The organism is Sinorhizobium sojae CCBAU 05684 (genome assembly GCF_002288525.1).
Lineage (GTDB): Bacteria > Pseudomonadota > Alphaproteobacteria > Rhizobiales > Rhizobiaceae > Sinorhizobium > Sinorhizobium sojae.
Window position 1 is genome coordinate 3,092,614 of the sequence record NZ_CP023067.1, and the last position, 15,607, is coordinate 3,108,220.

General features: G+C 64.0%; 17 protein-coding genes. 8 read left to right on the forward strand and 9 right to left on the reverse strand.

Annotation, left to right across the window (positions count from 1 at the left end; all coding sequences use genetic code 11):
* Position 1: 1 nt before the first annotated feature.
* From sdhA to sdhC, 3 genes are read right to left on the reverse strand one after another with little or no spacing between them, the layout of a single operon-like run.
* The gene (gene sdhA, locus SJ05684_RS15050) at positions 2-1,843 is read right to left on the reverse strand and encodes a succinate dehydrogenase flavoprotein subunit (RefSeq protein ID WP_034853008.1); all 1,842 of its coding nucleotides are present in this window, start codon (positions 1,841-1,843) and stop codon (positions 2-4) included.
* A gap of 7 nt (positions 1,844-1,850) precedes the next feature.
* Positions 1,851-2,231 (reverse strand): succinate dehydrogenase, hydrophobic membrane anchor protein, encoded by a 381-nt coding sequence (gene sdhD, locus SJ05684_RS15055; protein ID WP_034853007.1) that lies wholly within the window; start codon positions 2,229-2,231, stop codon positions 1,851-1,853.
* Positions 2,232-2,244: 13 nt separating this feature from the next.
* Entirely contained in the window at positions 2,245-2,637 is a 393-nt protein-coding gene (sdhC, locus tag SJ05684_RS15060; RefSeq protein ID WP_034853004.1) for a succinate dehydrogenase, cytochrome b556 subunit, read from the reverse strand.
* A gap of 299 nt (positions 2,638-2,936) precedes the next feature.
* Here sdhC and SJ05684_RS15065 point away from each other — a divergent pair, with 299 nt between their 5' ends.
* Positions 2,937-3,578 carry a hypothetical protein gene (locus tag SJ05684_RS15065; RefSeq protein ID WP_034853002.1) on the forward strand — a complete coding sequence of 214 codons (642 nt, stop codon included), beginning with the start codon at positions 2,937-2,939 and terminating at the stop codon, positions 3,576-3,578.
* A gap of 6 nt (positions 3,579-3,584) precedes the next feature.
* Here the strand turns inward: SJ05684_RS15065 and SJ05684_RS15070 are convergent, their stop codons facing one another.
* From SJ05684_RS15070 to tsaD, 5 genes are all read right to left on the reverse strand, one after another.
* Positions 3,585-4,238, reverse strand: coding sequence for a class I SAM-dependent methyltransferase (locus SJ05684_RS15070; RefSeq protein ID WP_034853000.1), 654 nt, complete (start codon positions 4,236-4,238; stop codon positions 3,585-3,587).
* Positions 4,239-4,308: 70 nt separating this feature from the next.
* A complete protein-coding gene (locus SJ05684_RS15075; protein ID WP_034852998.1) occupies positions 4,309-4,740 on the reverse strand; it encodes an EVE domain-containing protein in 432 nt (143 codons plus the stop codon).
* 6 nt (positions 4,741-4,746) lie between these two features.
* Entirely contained in the window at positions 4,747-5,040 is a 294-nt protein-coding gene (locus tag SJ05684_RS15080; protein ID WP_034853108.1) for a YciI-like protein, read from the reverse strand.
* Positions 5,041-5,114: 74 nt separating this feature from the next.
* Positions 5,115-6,101, reverse strand: coding sequence for an NAD(P)H-dependent glycerol-3-phosphate dehydrogenase (locus SJ05684_RS15085; protein ID WP_034852996.1), 987 nt, complete (start codon positions 6,099-6,101; stop codon positions 5,115-5,117).
* A 10-nt stretch (positions 6,102-6,111) separates the two neighbouring features.
* Positions 6,112-7,206 (reverse strand): tRNA (adenosine(37)-N6)-threonylcarbamoyltransferase complex transferase subunit TsaD, encoded by a 1,095-nt coding sequence (tsaD, locus tag SJ05684_RS15090; RefSeq protein ID WP_034852994.1) that lies wholly within the window; start codon positions 7,204-7,206, stop codon positions 6,112-6,114.
* 176 nt (positions 7,207-7,382) lie between these two features.
* Between tsaD and hemC the strand changes: the two genes are divergently transcribed.
* The 6 genes from hemC (at position 7,383) to SJ05684_RS15120 (ending at position 13,720) form a co-directional block, all read left to right on the forward strand.
* Positions 7,383-8,312 (forward strand): hydroxymethylbilane synthase, encoded by a 930-nt coding sequence (hemC, locus tag SJ05684_RS15095; protein ID WP_034852992.1) that lies wholly within the window; start codon positions 7,383-7,385, stop codon positions 8,310-8,312.
* A 3-nt stretch (positions 8,313-8,315) separates the two neighbouring features.
* Complete coding sequence (locus SJ05684_RS15100) at positions 8,316-9,047, forward strand: uroporphyrinogen-III synthase (protein ID WP_034852990.1); 732 nt, start codon at positions 8,316-8,318, stop codon at positions 9,045-9,047.
* A gap of 307 nt (positions 9,048-9,354) precedes the next feature.
* Positions 9,355-10,656 (forward strand): COG4223 family protein, encoded by a 1,302-nt coding sequence (locus SJ05684_RS15105; protein ID WP_034852989.1) that lies wholly within the window; start codon positions 9,355-9,357, stop codon positions 10,654-10,656.
* 175 nt (positions 10,657-10,831) lie between these two features.
* Complete coding sequence (locus tag SJ05684_RS15110; protein WP_034852987.1) at positions 10,832-12,433, forward strand: heme biosynthesis protein HemY; 1,602 nt, start codon at positions 10,832-10,834, stop codon at positions 12,431-12,433.
* 61 nt (positions 12,434-12,494) lie between these two features.
* Positions 12,495-12,977 carry a tellurite resistance TerB family protein gene (locus SJ05684_RS15115; RefSeq protein WP_034852985.1) on the forward strand — a complete coding sequence of 161 codons (483 nt, stop codon included), beginning with the start codon at positions 12,495-12,497 and terminating at the stop codon, positions 12,975-12,977.
* Between the two features lie 2 nt (positions 12,978-12,979).
* Positions 12,980-13,720, forward strand: a complete 741-nt coding sequence (locus SJ05684_RS15120; protein ID WP_034852984.1) for a glutamine amidotransferase — start codon at positions 12,980-12,982, stop codon at positions 13,718-13,720.
* Positions 13,721-13,897: 177 nt separating this feature from the next.
* On the opposite strand, the gene SJ05684_RS15125 is transcribed toward SJ05684_RS15120, so the two are convergent.
* Positions 13,898-15,145, reverse strand: a complete 1,248-nt coding sequence (locus SJ05684_RS15125) for an MFS transporter (RefSeq protein WP_034852982.1) — start codon at positions 15,143-15,145, stop codon at positions 13,898-13,900.
* A gap of 131 nt (positions 15,146-15,276) precedes the next feature.
* Between SJ05684_RS15125 and SJ05684_RS15130 the strand changes: the two genes are divergently transcribed.
* On the forward strand, positions 15,277-15,570 hold the full coding sequence (locus SJ05684_RS15130; RefSeq protein ID WP_085939016.1) for a YggT family protein: 294 nt from the start codon (positions 15,277-15,279) through the stop codon (positions 15,568-15,570).
* Positions 15,571-15,607: the final 37 nt, after the last annotated feature.

The window sequence follows — 15,607 nt, forward strand, 5'->3', positions numbered from 1 at the left end:
ATCAGTAGACGCGCGCCTTCGGCTCGATCTTCTTCGCATCGATGCCGTCCGCGATGAGCTCGGTGTGGACCGGGCGATAGTCGAGTCGGACCTCGCCGGCTTCGTTCACCCAGGCGAGCGTGTGCTTGCGCCAGTTGACGTCGTCGCGTCCGCCGAGCGGGCCGTCCTTGTAGTCCTCGCGCGCATGCGCGCCACGGCTCTCCTTGCGCGCTTCCGCGCCATAGACCGTGGTGATGGCATTGGCCATAAGGTTTTCCAATTCCAGCGTCTCGACGAGGTCGGAGTTCCAGATCATAGAGCGATCCGTGACCTTGACGTCCGGCAGTTCCTTCCAGATCGCCGAGAGGCGGCGGCAGCCGGATTCGAGTGATTCCTGCGTGCGGAATACCGCCGCGTCCTCCTGCATGGCGCGCTGCATCTTGTCGCGCAGCACTGCCGTCGGCGTACCGCCATTGGCGAAGCGCAGCCGGTCGAAGCGATCCATGATGCGATCACAGGCAGCTGTGTTGATCTCCGGCACCGCCTGGTTGCGGTCGATGATCTGACCGGCGCGGATTGCCGCGGCGCGGCCGAAGACCACGAGGTCGATCAAAGAGTTGGAGCCGAGGCGGTTGGCGCCGTGCACCGAGGCGCAGCCCGCTTCGCCGACCGCCATCAGGCCGGGCGCGAGGCGCTCAGGGTTCTGGGCGTCGGCATTCAGCACCTCGCCCCAGTAATTGGTCGGGATGCCGCCCATATTGTAGTGGACCGTCGGCAGCACTGGGATCGGCTCGCGGGTGACGTCGACGCCGGCAAAGATTTTCGCCGATTCCGAGATACCCGGCAGGCGCTCGTGCAGCACGGCTGGATCAAGGTGATCGAGATGCAGGAAGATATGGTCCTTGTTCTTGCCGACGCCGCGGCCCTCGCGGATCTCCATCGTCATGCAGCGCGAAACGACGTCGCGCGAGGCCAGATCCTTGGCCGAGGGAGCGTAACGCTCCATGAAGCGCTCGCCCTCGGAATTCACGAGATAGCCGCCCTCGCCGCGCGCGCCTTCGGTGATGAGACAGCCCGCACCATAAATGCCGGTCGGATGGAACTGCACGAATTCCATGTCCTGCAACGGCAGGCCGGCACGCGCGATCATGCCGCCGCCGTCGCCGGTGCAGGTATGCGCCGAGGTCGCCGAGAAATAGGTGCGGCCGTAACCGCCGGTCGCCAGCACCACCATTTTGGCGGCGAAGCGGTGGATCGTGCCGTCGTCGAGGTTCCAGGCGACGACGCCGGTGCAGCGGCCGTCGTCGGACATGATCAGGTCGATCGCGAAAAATTCGATGAAGAACTCGGCGTTGTTCCTGAGCGACTGGCCGTAAAGCGTGTGCAGGATCGCATGGCCGGTGCGGTCGGCCGCAGCACAGGTACGCTGCACGGGCGGGCCCTCCCCATAGTTCTGCATGTGGCCGCCGAAGGGTCGCTGGTAGATCTTGCCTTCCTCATTGCGCGAGAAGGGTACGCCATAATGCTCGAGCTCATAGACCGCCTTCGGCGCTTCCATGGCGAGATATTGCATGGCGTCGACGTCGCCGAGCCAGTCCGACCCTTTCACCGTATCGTAGAGATGCCATTGCCAGCAGTCCGGCGTCATATTCTGCAGCGAGGCCGCGATACCGCCCTGCGCCGCGACCGTATGGGAGCGCGTCGGGAAGACCTTGGTTATGCAAGCGGTCTTGAGGCCTTGCTCGGCCATGCCGAGGGTCGCGCGCAGACCCGCGCCGCCGGCGCCGACGACGACCACGTCGAAGGCGTGGTCGACATATTGATAGGCCTTGCCGTTCGCAGCCGGTGAACTGATGGATGCCATGACGAAATTACCCTGCAAAAGCGATCTTCAGAATGGCGAAAAGACAGAGGCCGCCGATCGCGATCGCAAAAAACGTGTTAAGCATGAGGAGCGCGATCTTGGCGCCCTCAGCATGGACATAGTCCTCGATGATGACCTGCATGCCGATGCGCATGTGGGTGAGCGCGGAGGTCACCACCAGAGCCATGGTCACGGCGACGAACGGGTTCGAAAGCCCCGCGACGATTTCCGCATGCGAAGCGCCGGCATAACGCGCGACGAAGAACACGAAGAAGATCAGCAGCGGAACATTGGCGACGGCGGTCAGGCGCTGGCGCCAGAAGTGATCCGTGCCCTCCTTGGCCGACCCGAGCCCGCGGACCTTGCCGAGAGGCGTGCGCATATCCATGGTGAATCCCCTTTCAGCGCGCCAGAAAACCGATGATCCAGATGAGAAGCGTCAGTGTCACCGAACCGGCGAGCGTCGCCTTGGCCATCTTCGTCGCGAAGTGCTTCTCGTAACCGTAGCCGAGGTCCCAGACGAAGTGGCGCATGCCGCCCAGCATGTGATGCATCAGCACCCAGGTATAGCCGAAGAGCACGACCTTGCCGATCAGCGTCCCGAACAGCCAGTTGACCCAATCGTAATAGGCCGCACCCGAAGCAGCGGCGATCAGCCACCAGGCGACCAGAATCGTGCCGAAATAGAGTGCACCGCCCGTGATGCGGTGCATGATCGACATGACCATCGTGGGAATCGGCTTGTAGATTTGAAGATGCGGCGAAAGCGGCCGGCTTCTTGTGACATCCGTCATCGGAACCTCACGAAATGGCCGGATAAACCCCCGAAATCCATGCTTATCCGGTATCGCACCCGATTGTGCGCAATTCAGTCCTCCGGACCTTTAATCACCATATTGCTTAACGACAAGTATGTTTGCAGTGCGAAATAAATAAAATCGATTAGACGAAAAGCGGCATTTTTGCGTCCGGGCGAGACATCGTCGTCGTGAACGATCCCGCGGAAAAGCCAATCATTTCCGTGACATTTGCCCGCGATTGCCGCAGGATGCTGGTTAACGCTTCGTTAACCGGGTCGGGAGGCAAAGGCACGATGTTTCTGTTGCGGGCGGTCCATGCGACCAAAGTCCTAGTGCTGTCCTTGAGCCTTGCCATGCCGGTCGGCCTGCCGGCGACGGCGGGGGACGGCTCTCCCGAAGTCCAGACGCGGGTACGCCATAACCATTTCAAGCACCGCCCGCCGCACCACGCTTTTCGCAAGAAGCACGGTCATCATCGCTTCTTTGCCGGTAAGCGACGCCATCGCTCGGTCACGACCAGCATCGGCTTTTCGTCGATCGGCTCGCGGGACTTGTTCGGCGTCCGCACCAAGACCCGGCACGTCCGGCTGAAAGACCGCCGGCATCATTTCTCACGCCGCGACCGGAAGGCTTTTCCCCGCGTCATCGTCATCGGCGGCCATGCTCCCCTCTCCTATGGCGGCCAAATCCCCTATGGCAGCTATGACGTGCCCTCGGTGATCCCGGGCATCGGGACCTATGCAGGCAACATCTCCGCCTATCGCGATGAGGGCAACGGCATTTATTTCCGCCGCGCCGACAGCTATGGCTATATCGCCGAGAACGGCGTCTATGCGCGGGCGCCGGGCAAGCGCGCGAAAATCATCGTCGTCACGCCTGGAGTGAATGCCAGCGCCTGCTCTTTCGAAGCGGGCGTGTGCGTCGTGAGGCCGTGAGTGCCGTCAGCCGGCGTCGGCGAACCGCCAGACCGTTGTCCGTTTGACCTCGCTATCCTCGAGCGCCCGGGTCACCGGCACCTCATAGGTCGCAAGCGCCGTCATCATCTCGCGCGGACAATAGCTTCGGCCCGGATCGCCGACGAGGACGGCGGCACCGGCTCGCGCAAGTGTGCTGAACCACGGGCGAAGGAGGTCGGCAAACCCCCTGTCGTAGAAAACGTCGCCGGCGAGATAGACATCCGCTTCTCGGCCCCGGCCGATGACGTCCTCGCCGAGGAAGTCGATCGCGACGCCGTTCAGCTGCGCATTGAGCCGCACCGCCGTTTCTGCCCAGGGGTCGATGTCGACGACGACGACGTCCTGCGCGCCGGCCATCTTGGCGGCGATCGCCACAAGGCCGGAGCCGGAGGCGAAATCGACGACGCGGCGTCCTCGCACGCATTCCGGATGATCGAGGACATATCGTGCCAGCCCCTGCCCTCCCGCCCAGGCGAAGGCCCAGAAGGGCGGTGGCAGCCCGATCTCCTCCAGTTCCTCCTCCGTCTTCAGCCACAGATCATGCGCTTCGCTCGCCAGATGCAGCCGTATTTCCGGTACATGCGGCGGCGAGAGAATGCCCGTGTTGGTGCGGATGAAGCTTTCGGGATCGGTTTTCAAGGTAGAGACACTCAGAGCGTGATCCGAAAGTGGGTACCGGTTTTCGGATAAATCACGCGGCAAAGACAAACTACTTTGGCGGATTGTCGAGTCCGCCCATGCGGCAGACCTCGAACCATTCCTCCTCGGTCACCGGCTGCACCGAGAGCCGCATGGAGGTGACGAGCGACATGTTCGCGAGCTTCGGATTGGCCTTGATCTCCTTGAGCGATACCGGGCGCGGCATGTCCATGACGGCGCGGATGTCGACGCAGTCCCAGCGCGGATCGCCTTCCGCCGTCGAATCCGGATGCGAAAGGGCGCAGACCTCGGTGATGCCGACGATCTCGAGCCCTTCGTTCGAATGGTAGAAGAAACCCTTGTCGCCGAGCTGCATCGCCCGCATGTTGTTGCGGGCCAGATAGTTGCGAACGCCGGTCCATTCGGTGCCCGCCTCGCCCGCATCCTTCTGCATCTGCCAGGACCACTTGATCGGTTCGGATTTGTAGAGCCAGTGAGCCATCCCGCCTCAAGCCTCCGGATTGTTGAAGACCCAGTTGTAGGCCTTGATCTCGACATTCGCGAAAAGCCCCGCCTTGGCGTAAGGGTCTGCTTCGGCAATCGCTCCCGCCTCTTCGATCGTCTCAGCCTTGACGATCACGAGACTGCCGGTCGGCTTGCCGTCCTCGCCGAGAAAGGGCCCGGCGATCTTGAGGATGCCTTTGGCGTTGAGATCGTTGAGATAGGCAATATGGTCGGGGCGGGTGTCGAGCCGCAGTTGGAGCGCCCCAGGCTTGTCCGTGCATAGAAGTGCGAAAAGCATCATTCCTCCTGACATTATCGATCGAAGTGTTGGAGGCGGGAACCGCCCGCTCCGTTCTCGTTTCGCTCGCGGAATCATTCCTGCGTGATCGGGCGCGACATCAACTGTTCGAGCGCGGTGCGCACATCGAGCCTGCCGTCGATGATGGCGGCGACCGCCTGTGTGATCGGCATTTCCACGCCAAGCTCGCCGGCCACGCGTGCCGCAACGGAGGCCGCAAAGGCGCCTTCGACGAGTTCGCCGCTGCCGTTCGCACGGCCGTTCCGACCAAGCGCGATGCCGAAGCGCAGGTTGCGAGACTGATGGCTCGTCGCCGTCAGCACCAGGTCGCCGAGGCCCGACAGCCCGCGCACCGTATCCGCTTCGCCGCCTCTTGCCGTCACGAAGCGCGACATTTCCGCAAGGCCGCGCGAAATCAGCGCCGCGCGGGCCGAATCGCCTAGCCCTGCCCCCTCGACGATGCCGCAGGCGATCGCCAGCACGTTTTTCAGCGCTCCGCCAAGCTGAACGCCGATACGATCCGTCGACGGATAGAGCCGGAAGGTCGGGCCGGAAAGGGCTGCGGCGAGGTCCTTCGCCAGCGTCATGTCGGATGCTGCGATCACCATCGCCGTCGGCAGGCCCTTGGCGATGTCGGCAGCAAAGCCCGGGCCGGACAGGACGGCGATCCTGTGGCCCGGCAGTTCCTCGTCGAGAACATCCGTGAGAAGCCGACCCGTCGACTGCTCCATGCCCTTGGCGCAGGTGACGATCGTTGCGCCGGCGCCGATCACCGCACCGTAGCTGCGGGCGGCTGCCCTGTGCTCCTGCGACGGCATCGCGAAAAGCACGATGTCGGCGTCGATAAGCACTGTCTTATTGGCGGAAAACTGAAGCCCCGCGGGCAGCGAAATGCCGGGCAATGCCGGCTCGTTGCGCCCGGTCCGGCGGCATTCCGCGGCCGTTTCCTCGCGGCGTGCGAGCAAGATGACGTTGGCGTTCGTCCTTGCCGCCGCGACGGCGGCGAGCGCCGTTCCGAAGGCGCCCGCGCCGATGACCACGATCTTGGAATTGCCGCTCATTTTCCGTCCATCATGCCTTGGCACCGCGCTTGCCGGAGCCGATCAGTGCCTGAGCCTCGCCGTCGAGGGGCCAGCGTGAGCGCGGCGCAACCTCGAGACCGTCCGCCGGCAGCCCTGCCGCCAGCCTTTCGGCCCCCGCCCAGGCGATCATTGCCGCATTGTCCGTGCAAAGCTGGAGCGGTGGCGCAACGAAGCGAAAATCGTGCTCGTCGCAAAGCGCCTGGAGCGTCGCCCTCAGTGTCTGGTTGGCGGCCACGCCGCCGGCGACGACCAGTGCCGGTGCAGCGACCGATGCATAGTCTTCCTTGAAGCGCTTGAGCCCGCGGCCGACGCGGTCCTTGAGCGTGCGCGAGATCGCCCGCTGGAACGAAGCGCAGATATCGGCGATATCCTCATCCGTCACCGGCTCCAGCGATTGCGCCGCCTGGCGGACGGCTGTCTTGAGGCCCGAGAAGGAGAAGTCAAGCCGGGCGTCGCCGACGAGCGGCCGCGGAAAATCGAAGCGCTCCGGATCGCCGGTCTTTGCCGCCCGTTCGACCGCCGGCCCGCCGGGATAGGGAAGGCCGAGCAATTTCGCCGTCTTGTCGAAGGCTTCGCCGAGCGCGTCGTCGATCGTCGTGCCCCAGCGCTCGTAGTCGCCGACGCCCTTCACCAGGATCAATTGCGTGTGGCCGCCGGAGACGAGCAGCATGAGATAAGGAAAGGAAAGCCCGTCCGTCAGCCGCGCTGTCAGCGCATGGCCTTCAAGATGATTGACGGCGTAGAGCGGCTTGCCTATTGCCCGGGCGATCGCCTTGCCGGTCATCAGGCCGACGATCAGCCCGCCGATAAGACCGGGACCGCTCGTCGCAGCGATCGCATCGATGTCCTTCAGCGTCACCCCGGCGCGCAAGAGCGCTTCCTCGATCAGCGCGTCCAGCGCCTCGACATGGGCGCGGGCCGCGATCTCCGGCACGACGCCGCCATAGGCGCTGTGCTCTTCCAGTTGGCTGAGCACCACGTCGCCGAGAATCCGGCCGCTGCCCTTTTCGTCGCGCAGAACGACCGAAGCCGCGGTCTCGTCGCAGCTTGTCTCTATGCCGAGAATGCGCAGGGGCGTGGACATCAGTAGACTACTCAGTGATTGCGGTCGCGCCGAAAGGTGGGTACACCGAACTCGACAGCGCCCTCGCGTCTTTCAGACGCATAAATGACGCTGTAACGCGTTGAAGTGCTGCATGGTTTGATCCTTAAATCGGTCTCCGATTTAAGGCTCCATGCAGTAACAATGGATGACCGAGGATGCAAACAAAACCTTTCCGCATCGGCACGCGCGGCAGCCCGCTGGCGCTGGCCCAGACCCGTGAAACGCGCGACCGGCTGGCCGCCGCCCATGGCCTGCCGCCGGAAATGTTCGAGATCGTCGTCCTCTCGACGAAAGGCGATCGGATCACCGACCGCTCGTTGGCGGAAATCGGCGGCAAGGGACTGTTTACCGAGGAACTCGAGCAGCAGCTCCTGTCCGGCGAACTCGACTTCGCCGTGCATTCCTCGAAGGACATGCCGACGAAACTTCCCGATGGGCTCACCCTCACTGCTTTTCTGCCGCGCGAGGACATTCGCGACGCCTTTATCGGCCGCACGGCGGCGAAGCTCGTCGACCTGCCGCAGGGCGCGACCGTCGGCTCCTCGTCCTTGCGCCGCCAGGCGCTGATCCGCCGGCTGAGACCCGATATCAACGTCATCACCTATAGAGGCCAGGTCGAAACGCGGCTGCGCAAGCTTGCCGAGGGCCAGGTCGAGGGCACCCTGCTCGCCTATGCCGGCCTGAGACGGCTTGGCATGACGGACGTGCCGACCGAACTGCTCGATCCCAAAGAGTTTCCACCGGCACCGGCCCAGGGCGCGATCTGCATCGAGAGCCGCATCGGCGACGACCGCGTCGATATGCTGCTGGCGGCGATCGACGACGCACGCACCCATGAGGCGGTTTCCTGCGAACGCGGTTTCCTGGCGACGCTCGACGGCTCCTGCCGCACGCCGATTGCCGGCTATGCCACTTCCGACGGCACCCATCTCCGCTTTTCCGGCATGATCCTGACGCCTGACGGCGCCACCTGTCACCGCGTTGAAATCGAGGGCAAGGCGGCCGACGCCACGGAACTCGGGCGCCGGGCCGGCGAAGACATCCGCGCCAAGGCGGGGCCTGGCTTTTTCGAAAGCTGGATCTGACCCATGCGCCTGCTCGTGACCCGCCCGCAGCCCGCCGCCGGAAGGACGGCGCAGAAGCTGGAGGCGCTGGGGCACGAGGCTGTCGTCCTGCCGCTGTTCAAGGCACAGCATTCCGTCGCCGCCGTCCGGGCCGCACTGGACCAACAGCACAACGCCCTTGCCGTCACCAGCGCGGAAGCGATCCGCGCGCTCGCCGCGCTTGGCCCGGCGCTTGAACCCCATCGTGCAACACCGCTCTTCGCGGTTGGCGAAGCGACCGCGCGCGCCGCCGCATCGCTCGGCTTCACCGATATCCGCATCGGGCCGGGAACCGGCGAGGCGCTCGCCGTCCAGATCCCGCCCGAAACCGGAACGCTCGTCTATCTCGCCGGCGCCCCACGCGCCAGCGATTTCGAGCGCATGCTGTCCGAGCGGAAAGTCAGGCACGTAACCGTCGAAACCTACGGGATGCAACCCATTTCCTACGGGCCGCAAATCCTGCCCGATCTCCTGCGGGACGGCCCCTTCGACGCGGTGCTTCTCTATTCGCGCCGGACGGCGCTGCGCTTCGCCACGCTTCTTGCGGAAGCCGGCCTCAAGGGGGCGGCTTTCTCCGCGCGCTATCTCTGCCTTAGCGCGGCGGTCAGGGACGCGCTGCCGGACGGCGCCATTGCCGATGTCGCCGCGGCGCCCGACGAGGAGAACCTGTTGGAGCTCCTTGGAACCGAAATGGGGAAAAATCTGCCTCCCGCCTAAGACGGGATCAGCAAAGCCGACGCCGATTTTCCGGCGGACTTTCAAGACCCGGGTAAGGTCATCTAGGCAGGTTCCGCAAAAGCGGTTCTGGAGTTTTGCAATCGGAACCTGGCAAAACACGGGAAACTCAGCAGACATTCACGGAAGTCTCCACGAATGTCCGGTTAGAAGCGAAAACGGAACTCGGGGCTTTCCCTGCTGCGCTTCCCTGATTAGGTTTGGCTGTGGAGCGGGACAAGGAAAACGAGACTGGCCGCCGCTCCGACGAAGAATTTGCCAAAAGGCGAGAAAACGCGAAGGGATCACCATGGTATCGGAAAAGCCGCCGCGCCGTTCGAAACCGGAAAAGGAACCGTTGACGATCGATCTCGAAGCGGAACGGACGGAGACCGAAGCGGAAGCCGTCGCCGATCGGGACCCTGTCACCGACAAGCCGGCGGACATGGCTGCAAGCCAGACGCCCGGGCCTGGTGAGGCGGAGCACCCGGAGACGGAGTACCGGGAAGCCCAGAACCAGGAAACCGAGAACCAGGAGACCGAGAGCCAGGAAGCCGAACGCCAGGAGGAAGCGGAGGCGGAGCGGGTCGACTCGGCCGCGGCCGCCTTCGACGAGGAGCCCCCGCACTTGAACAATGCCGCGGCACCGGAGACCAAGGCCAGGCGGCCCTCCGCTTCCGGCGCGCTCGCCGCCGGCATCCTCGGCGGACTGGTGGCGCTTGCCGGGGCCGGGGTGCTGCAATATGCCGGCTACCTCCCCACCCTCGGACCGGAACGCGGCAACGGCGCGGCGGAGCAGGAACTCAGAAGCGAAATCGAGGCCGTGAAGGCCGAGCTTCAAGCGCGGCCACGGCCGGCGTCGGTCGACATCGCTCCCCTGGAAAGCCGTGTCGCTGCGCTGGAACAGACGACCGGGGCGCCGGCTGGCGCGCCGGACGTGACGGCGCTTCAAGCCGAGATCGGCAATCTGACCGAAGAAATCGCCGCCTTGAAGGCCGGACTAGCCGATGTCAGGCAGACCACGAATGCCGAGAGATCCGAACTTGCGGCCCGCATTGATGAGGCGGAGCAAAAGCTGAATGCGCCGGCCAACGATATCCGGATGGCAAAGGCCGTTGCCGTGACCGCCCTGAAGACGGCGATCGATCGCGGTGGACCTTTCCTCGCCGAACTCGACCAGTTGCGCAGCGTCGCGCCGGAGGATGAGACGGTGAAGGAACTGGCCGACCACGCCCCAACGGGTGTCGCCACGCGCGTGCAATTGCGGACGGAATTCCCGGCCGCAGCCTCGGCGATGCTGGACGCGCTCATCCAGCCCGATCCGGACGAGGGTATTTTCGACCGCCTGGTTTCGAGCGCAATGTCCGGCATCCGCGTGCGTCCGGTGGGCAGCATCGAAGGCGACTCGCCGGAGGCGGTGATCGCCCGGATCGAAGACAAGCTCGACAATGGCGACCTCAAGGGCGCGTCGCTCGAATGGGCCAACCTTCCCGAACCCGCGAAGTCCGCCGGGCAGGAGTTCAAGGAGAAGCTCGACCGGCGGCTGCATGTCGAAACGATAATCGATGCCGCCATGGCTGAAGCCATGGCGCGCAGCGGCACGCAAGGCTAATGCATATCGAGCCTAGGCGCGTCGCATGAGTACGTTGATAGCGGCGTGCCTTACGGAATTTTGCAGTCAGGTGGAATCAGCTGATGCCGCGCAATTTGCGGCAACCAAACAGTTGGAGCGGCGGCGCGAACGCATGTGAGCGCATCTCGCACTAACGGGGAAGAAAGAAGTCTACATGATCCGGATACTGTTCTTCATCCTGCTCGTCCTCGCTCTCGCCCTCGGGTTTGCCTGGCTTGCAGACCGGCCAGGCGAGCTTTCGCTGACATGGCAGGGACAGCTCATCGAAATGAGCCTGATGCGCGCGGCCTCCATCCTGATCTCGCTCATTGCGCTTGTCCTCATCACGATTTGGCTGGTCCGGGCGATATGGCTATCGCCGCAAACCGTCACCCGCTATTTCCGCGCCCGTAAGCGCGACCGCGGTTATCAGGCGCTATCGACCGGGCTGATCGCCGCCGGAGCCGGCGATGCCGCCCTCGCCCGAAAGATGGTAAGCCGCACGCGGAGCCTGATTCGGGTGGACCAGGAGCCGCTGATCCACCTGCTCGAGGCGCAGACGGCACTGATCGAGGGTCGGCATGACGACGCGCGCCGGAAATTCGAACAGATGGCGGACGACCCGGAGACGCGCGAACTCGGCCTGCGCGGGCTCTATCTCGAGGCCAAGCGCCTCGGTGCCCATGAAGCTGCCCGCCAATTTGCAGAGCGCGCCGCCGAAAAGGCGCCGCACCTGGCCTGGGCGACGCTCGCGACCCTCGACGATCGCAGCCAGGCCGGCCGGTGGGACGAGGCGCTTCGCCTCCTCGACCAGAGCCGCTCCGCCAATGTCCTCGACAAGAAGGACGCGAACCGGAAGAAGGCCGTGTTGCTGACGGCACGCGCCATGAGCAATCTCGAAGCCGACCCGAAGTCGGCGCGCGACGACGCGCTGGCGGCGCTGAAGCTCGAAGAGCGGCTGGTACCGGCAGCGCTGATCGCAGCCAAGGCGCTGTTTCGCGAAGACAATCTGCGCAAGGGCGCCTCGACGCTTGAAAAGGTCTGGAAGCTTGAGCCGCATCCGGAGATCGCCGGTCTTTATGTGCGCGCACGCGGCGGCGACTCTGCACTTGACCGGCTGAAGCGCGCGAAAAGGCTCGAAACGTTGCGCGGCAACAACGCCGTTTCCTTGGCGACCGTTGCCGAGGCAGCCCTCGACGCACGCGAACTCGACCTTGCCCGGCAAAAGGCCGAGGCCGCCGCCCGGCTCGCGCCGACCGAGAGCATTTTCATGCTGCTTGCGGATATCGAGGAGGCGGATACCGGCGACGAGGGCCGTATCCGCCACTGGATGGCGCAGGCGCTGCGCAGCCCGCGCGATCCGGCCTGGACCGCCGATGGGGTGATTTCACCCTCCTGGCTGCCGGTCTCGCCGGTCAGCGGCCGGCTCGATGCCTTCGAATGGAAGGCGCCGCCAACGCAGCTTTCGGCAACGACGGAAGAGGACCGGCCGGACGCCGACGCGGCAATCCGCAGCCTGCCGCCGGTGGCGACCGCGATACCTGCGGCCGCAGCCGAACCGCCGGAGCCCGCTGAAGCGGAAGCGCCCGCTGCTCCTGCCGAAGCCGAGACGCCGATCGAATTGCCGGAACGCAAGGAAGAAACCGCACGACCTGAGAGCAAGGAGCCGGTCGGCGACGAGGAACCGAGCCCCTTCTTCGGTCGCCGTCCGGACGATCCGGGCGTTCGCGCCTCCGCGGCGGGGGACGGGGACAAGACCAATTTCCGGCTTTTCTGAAGATAGTTCGGAGTTTTCTCCCTATTGGATCCCATGTTTCGACGGGCTGTGGGCATAAGAGATGTTTGAACGGTTTCGAGCCTTCCTCGAAGGGCTGACGGGTTCGGCTGCGCAGATCGAAAGGGGTGATCCCCGCGTTGCCGTCATCGGGCTTTGTTTCCAGGTGATGGAAGCGGACGGGAAGATCCGCTCTTCCGAGCGCCGCAAGATGCGGGCGATCATCAAGGAGTACTATCAACTCGACGACAGCGCACTCAATGCGCTGGTTGCAGCCGGCGAGACAGCCGAAAGCGAGGCCATCGACTTCTATCAATTCACGGCGGAGATCAAGCGTCACTTTGCGGAGGAACAATGCATCGAGCTCGTCGGTATGCTCTGGGAAATCGTCTATGCCGATGGCGAGCGCAGTGAGATGGAGGACCACGTGATCTGGCGGATCGCCGATCTTCTCGGCGTTTCGGGGCGCGACCGGGTCTTGAAACGTCAGGAAGTGGTCGCCAAGATCGACGGGGAGGAGGACACAGGCGGGCAACAGGAAAGCTGACGATGCCGCAAGAGGGCTGCGACACCAAGAAACCCATCCTCATCATACTCCATCAGGAGCGCTCGAGCGCCGGTCGTGTCGGCCATATCCTCGAGCAGAAAGGTTTTCGACTGGATATCCGCCGTCCGGCGCTCGGCGACGACCTGCCGCCGTCATTGAGCCACCATTCGGGCACGGTCGTCTTCGGCGGACCCATGAGCGCGAATGACGAGGAGGAGTTCGTTCGTCGCGAGATCGACTGGCTGTCGGTGCCGTTGAAGGAGAACAAGCCCTATCTCGGGATCTGCCTCGGCGCACAGATGCTCGCCCGCAATCTCGGCGGCAAGGTTGCACCCCATCAAGAGGGCATGACCGAGATCGGCTGGTACCCGCTCAAGGCCACGGAGGCCGGCAGGGCGCTGATCGATTGGCCGGCGATGGTCTACCATTTTCATCGCGAAGGCTTCGAACTGCCGAGGGACGCGGAGCTGCTGGCGACCGGCGACACCTATCCCAACCAGGCCTTCCGCTATGGCAACAATGCCTGGGGCATCCAGTTTCACGGAGAGCTGACACGGGCGATGATGCATCGCTGGGTCGTTCACGGCGCCCACCGCTTCGTGCTGCCCGGCGCCCAGATGGGCAAGGCCCATCTCGATGGCCACATGCTGCACGACCGCCCGTTGCGGACCTGGATGGAGAACTTCCTGGAGCTCATCTTCCTGCGTAGGGAAGAGGCTCCGAAGACTGTCAAAAATGCATGAACGCCCCTTACCCCGGCCCTCTCCCCGCAAGCGGGGCGAGGGGGAGGAATTCGCAGCTCGCCCCTCCGTCCGCGCAGAAAATGGAATGAAAGGGTACCACGCGTCCCCTTCTCCCCGCCTGCGGGGAGAAGGTCGCGGCAGCGGGATGAGGGGCCCTTCCGACCGCGGCCCGTAAACTCAGACGCCGCGCTTCTCTGCGGGTACGTCGAGCGTATCGATCTTGCGCAATTGCGGAAAGCCGATCGCCCAGAGGAGCGATACCAGCAAGGTGCCCAGGCCGCCGAAGACGACAGCGAAGACGGAGCCGAAGCCTGAAGCCATGATACCGGCACGGAATTCGCCAAGCTCATTGGAGGCGCCGACGAAAACCATGTTGACCGCATTCACGCGGCCGCGCAGTTCGTCCGGCGTCCAGAGCGCGATCAGGATCTCGCGCACATAGACCGAAATCATATCCGCGGCCCCCATGACGATGAGCGCGACGATCGAGATCCAGGCGGTCGTGGAGAGTCCGAAGACGATGGTCGCAAGGCCGAAAAGCGCGACGCCGGTGAACATATAGAAGCCGGCGCGGTTTCGAATGGGGTGGGCGGCGAGCCAGATGGCCATGCCGACCGCACCAATGCCCGGCGCGGCGCGCAAAAGTCCCAGGCCCCACGGCCCAAGCACCAGAATGTCGCGCGCGAAGACCGGCATCAGCGCCACCGCGCCGCCGAGCAAGACGGCGAAGAGGTCGAGCGAGATTGCTCCAAGCACCACTTTCTCGGCTCTGATATAGCGGAAGCCGGCGGTGATCGTCTGCCAGCTCTGTCCCGCTTGCGCAGAGCGCTGGGCGGGTTTTGGCACCGCCAGCACCATGAGCGCAGCCGCGGCGAAGAAGCAGAGACTGACCGCATAAGGCACCGTCGGATCAAGGCCGTAGATCAACCCGCCCACCACCGGCCCGACGATCGTCGCCGTCTGCCAGGACGAGGAATTCCAGGCAATCGCATTCGCCAGGTCTTCGGCCGGCACGAGATTGGGCGCCAGCGATTGCGAGGCCGGCGCAAGAAACGCCCGCTCGATGCCGAAGACGATCAGGATCGCATAGACCGGCCAGGGCGAAAACAACCCCGTCAGCGTCAGTGCCAAGAGCGCCGCGGCACAGAGCGTGCCGACCAGCATGCAGAGCCCCATGATGAGGCGGCGGTTGTAGCGGTCCGCGACGCTGCCGGTGACGAGGATGAGCACGAGCGATGGCAGGAATTGGAAGAGACCGATGAGCCCGAGCGCGAAGGGGTCGCGGGTCAGGTCGTAGATTTGCCAGCCAACCGCAACGGACATGATCTGGACCGCGAAATAGGCGAGGAAGCGGGAGAAGAAATAGCGCCGGTAGCCGACATGTCGGAAGGCGGCGAAGCGTTGCGCAGCGTGATCGGCCGACATGGTGGAAGCACTCCTCGGAGGAAAAGCTGGCGGCCCGCGCCGTTAAACATGATGGAGCAGGGCGAAGCGACGTACTTGCCCGTTTAGTTCCCAATGTCTACATGTCTGTCAACGACGAATTGGAGACCGGCATGCTCGCAGTCATCGCAACCTTGAACCTCATCATCAATATCGCCTGGTTCCTGATCATCGCATCGGCCATCTTCTCCTGGCTCTACGCATTCAACGTGATCAATGTGAACAATCAGGCGATCAACATGATCGGCCGTTCGCTCTATCAGCTGACGGAGCCTCTTTACCGGCCGATCCGTCGGTTCCTGCCGGACATGGGCGGCATCGATCTGTCGCCGCTGATCGTTCTGGTGATCCTCTATTTCATCTGGTATTTCCTGAACACGACCGTCGCTTCCGCGCTGCTCGGCTAGCGCATCGGCCCGAAGATCGGACCCGATTTTAGGGAAG

Bases quoted from the DNA above. Each gene is read 5' to 3' on its own strand.
- sdhA (WP_034853008.1), bottom strand. From the start codon at position 1,843: ATGGCATCCATCAGTTCACCGGCTGCGAACGGCAAGGCCTATCAATAT.
- sdhD (WP_034853007.1), bottom strand. From the start codon at position 2,231: ATGGATATGCGCACGCCTCTCGGCAAGGTCCGCGGGCTCGGGTCGGCC.
- sdhC (WP_034853004.1), bottom strand. From the start codon at position 2,637: ATGACGGATGTCACAAGAAGCCGGCCGCTTTCGCCGCATCTTCAAATC.
- SJ05684_RS15065 (WP_034853002.1), top strand. From the start codon at position 2,937: ATGTTTCTGTTGCGGGCGGTCCATGCGACCAAAGTCCTAGTGCTGTCC.
- SJ05684_RS15075 (WP_034852998.1), bottom strand. From the start codon at position 4,740: ATGGCTCACTGGCTCTACAAATCCGAACCGATCAAGTGGTCCTGGCAG.
- SJ05684_RS15080 (WP_034853108.1), bottom strand. From the start codon at position 5,040: ATGCTTTTCGCACTTCTATGCACGGACAAGCCTGGGGCGCTCCAACTG.
- SJ05684_RS15085 (WP_034852996.1), bottom strand. From the start codon at position 6,101: ATGAGCGGCAATTCCAAGATCGTGGTCATCGGCGCGGGCGCCTTCGGA.
- tsaD (WP_034852994.1), bottom strand. From the start codon at position 7,206: ATGTCCACGCCCCTGCGCATTCTCGGCATAGAGACAAGCTGCGACGAG.
- hemC (WP_034852992.1), top strand. From the start codon at position 7,383: ATGCAAACAAAACCTTTCCGCATCGGCACGCGCGGCAGCCCGCTGGCG.
- SJ05684_RS15100 (WP_034852990.1), top strand. From the start codon at position 8,316: ATGCGCCTGCTCGTGACCCGCCCGCAGCCCGCCGCCGGAAGGACGGCG.
- SJ05684_RS15105 (WP_034852989.1), top strand. From the start codon at position 9,355: ATGGTATCGGAAAAGCCGCCGCGCCGTTCGAAACCGGAAAAGGAACCG.
- SJ05684_RS15110 (WP_034852987.1), top strand. From the start codon at position 10,832: ATGATCCGGATACTGTTCTTCATCCTGCTCGTCCTCGCTCTCGCCCTC.
- SJ05684_RS15115 (WP_034852985.1), top strand. From the start codon at position 12,495: ATGTTTGAACGGTTTCGAGCCTTCCTCGAAGGGCTGACGGGTTCGGCT.
- SJ05684_RS15120 (WP_034852984.1), top strand. From the start codon at position 12,980: ATGCCGCAAGAGGGCTGCGACACCAAGAAACCCATCCTCATCATACTC.
- SJ05684_RS15125 (WP_034852982.1), bottom strand. From the start codon at position 15,145: ATGTCGGCCGATCACGCTGCGCAACGCTTCGCCGCCTTCCGACATGTC.
- SJ05684_RS15130 (WP_085939016.1), top strand. From the start codon at position 15,277: ATGCTCGCAGTCATCGCAACCTTGAACCTCATCATCAATATCGCCTGG.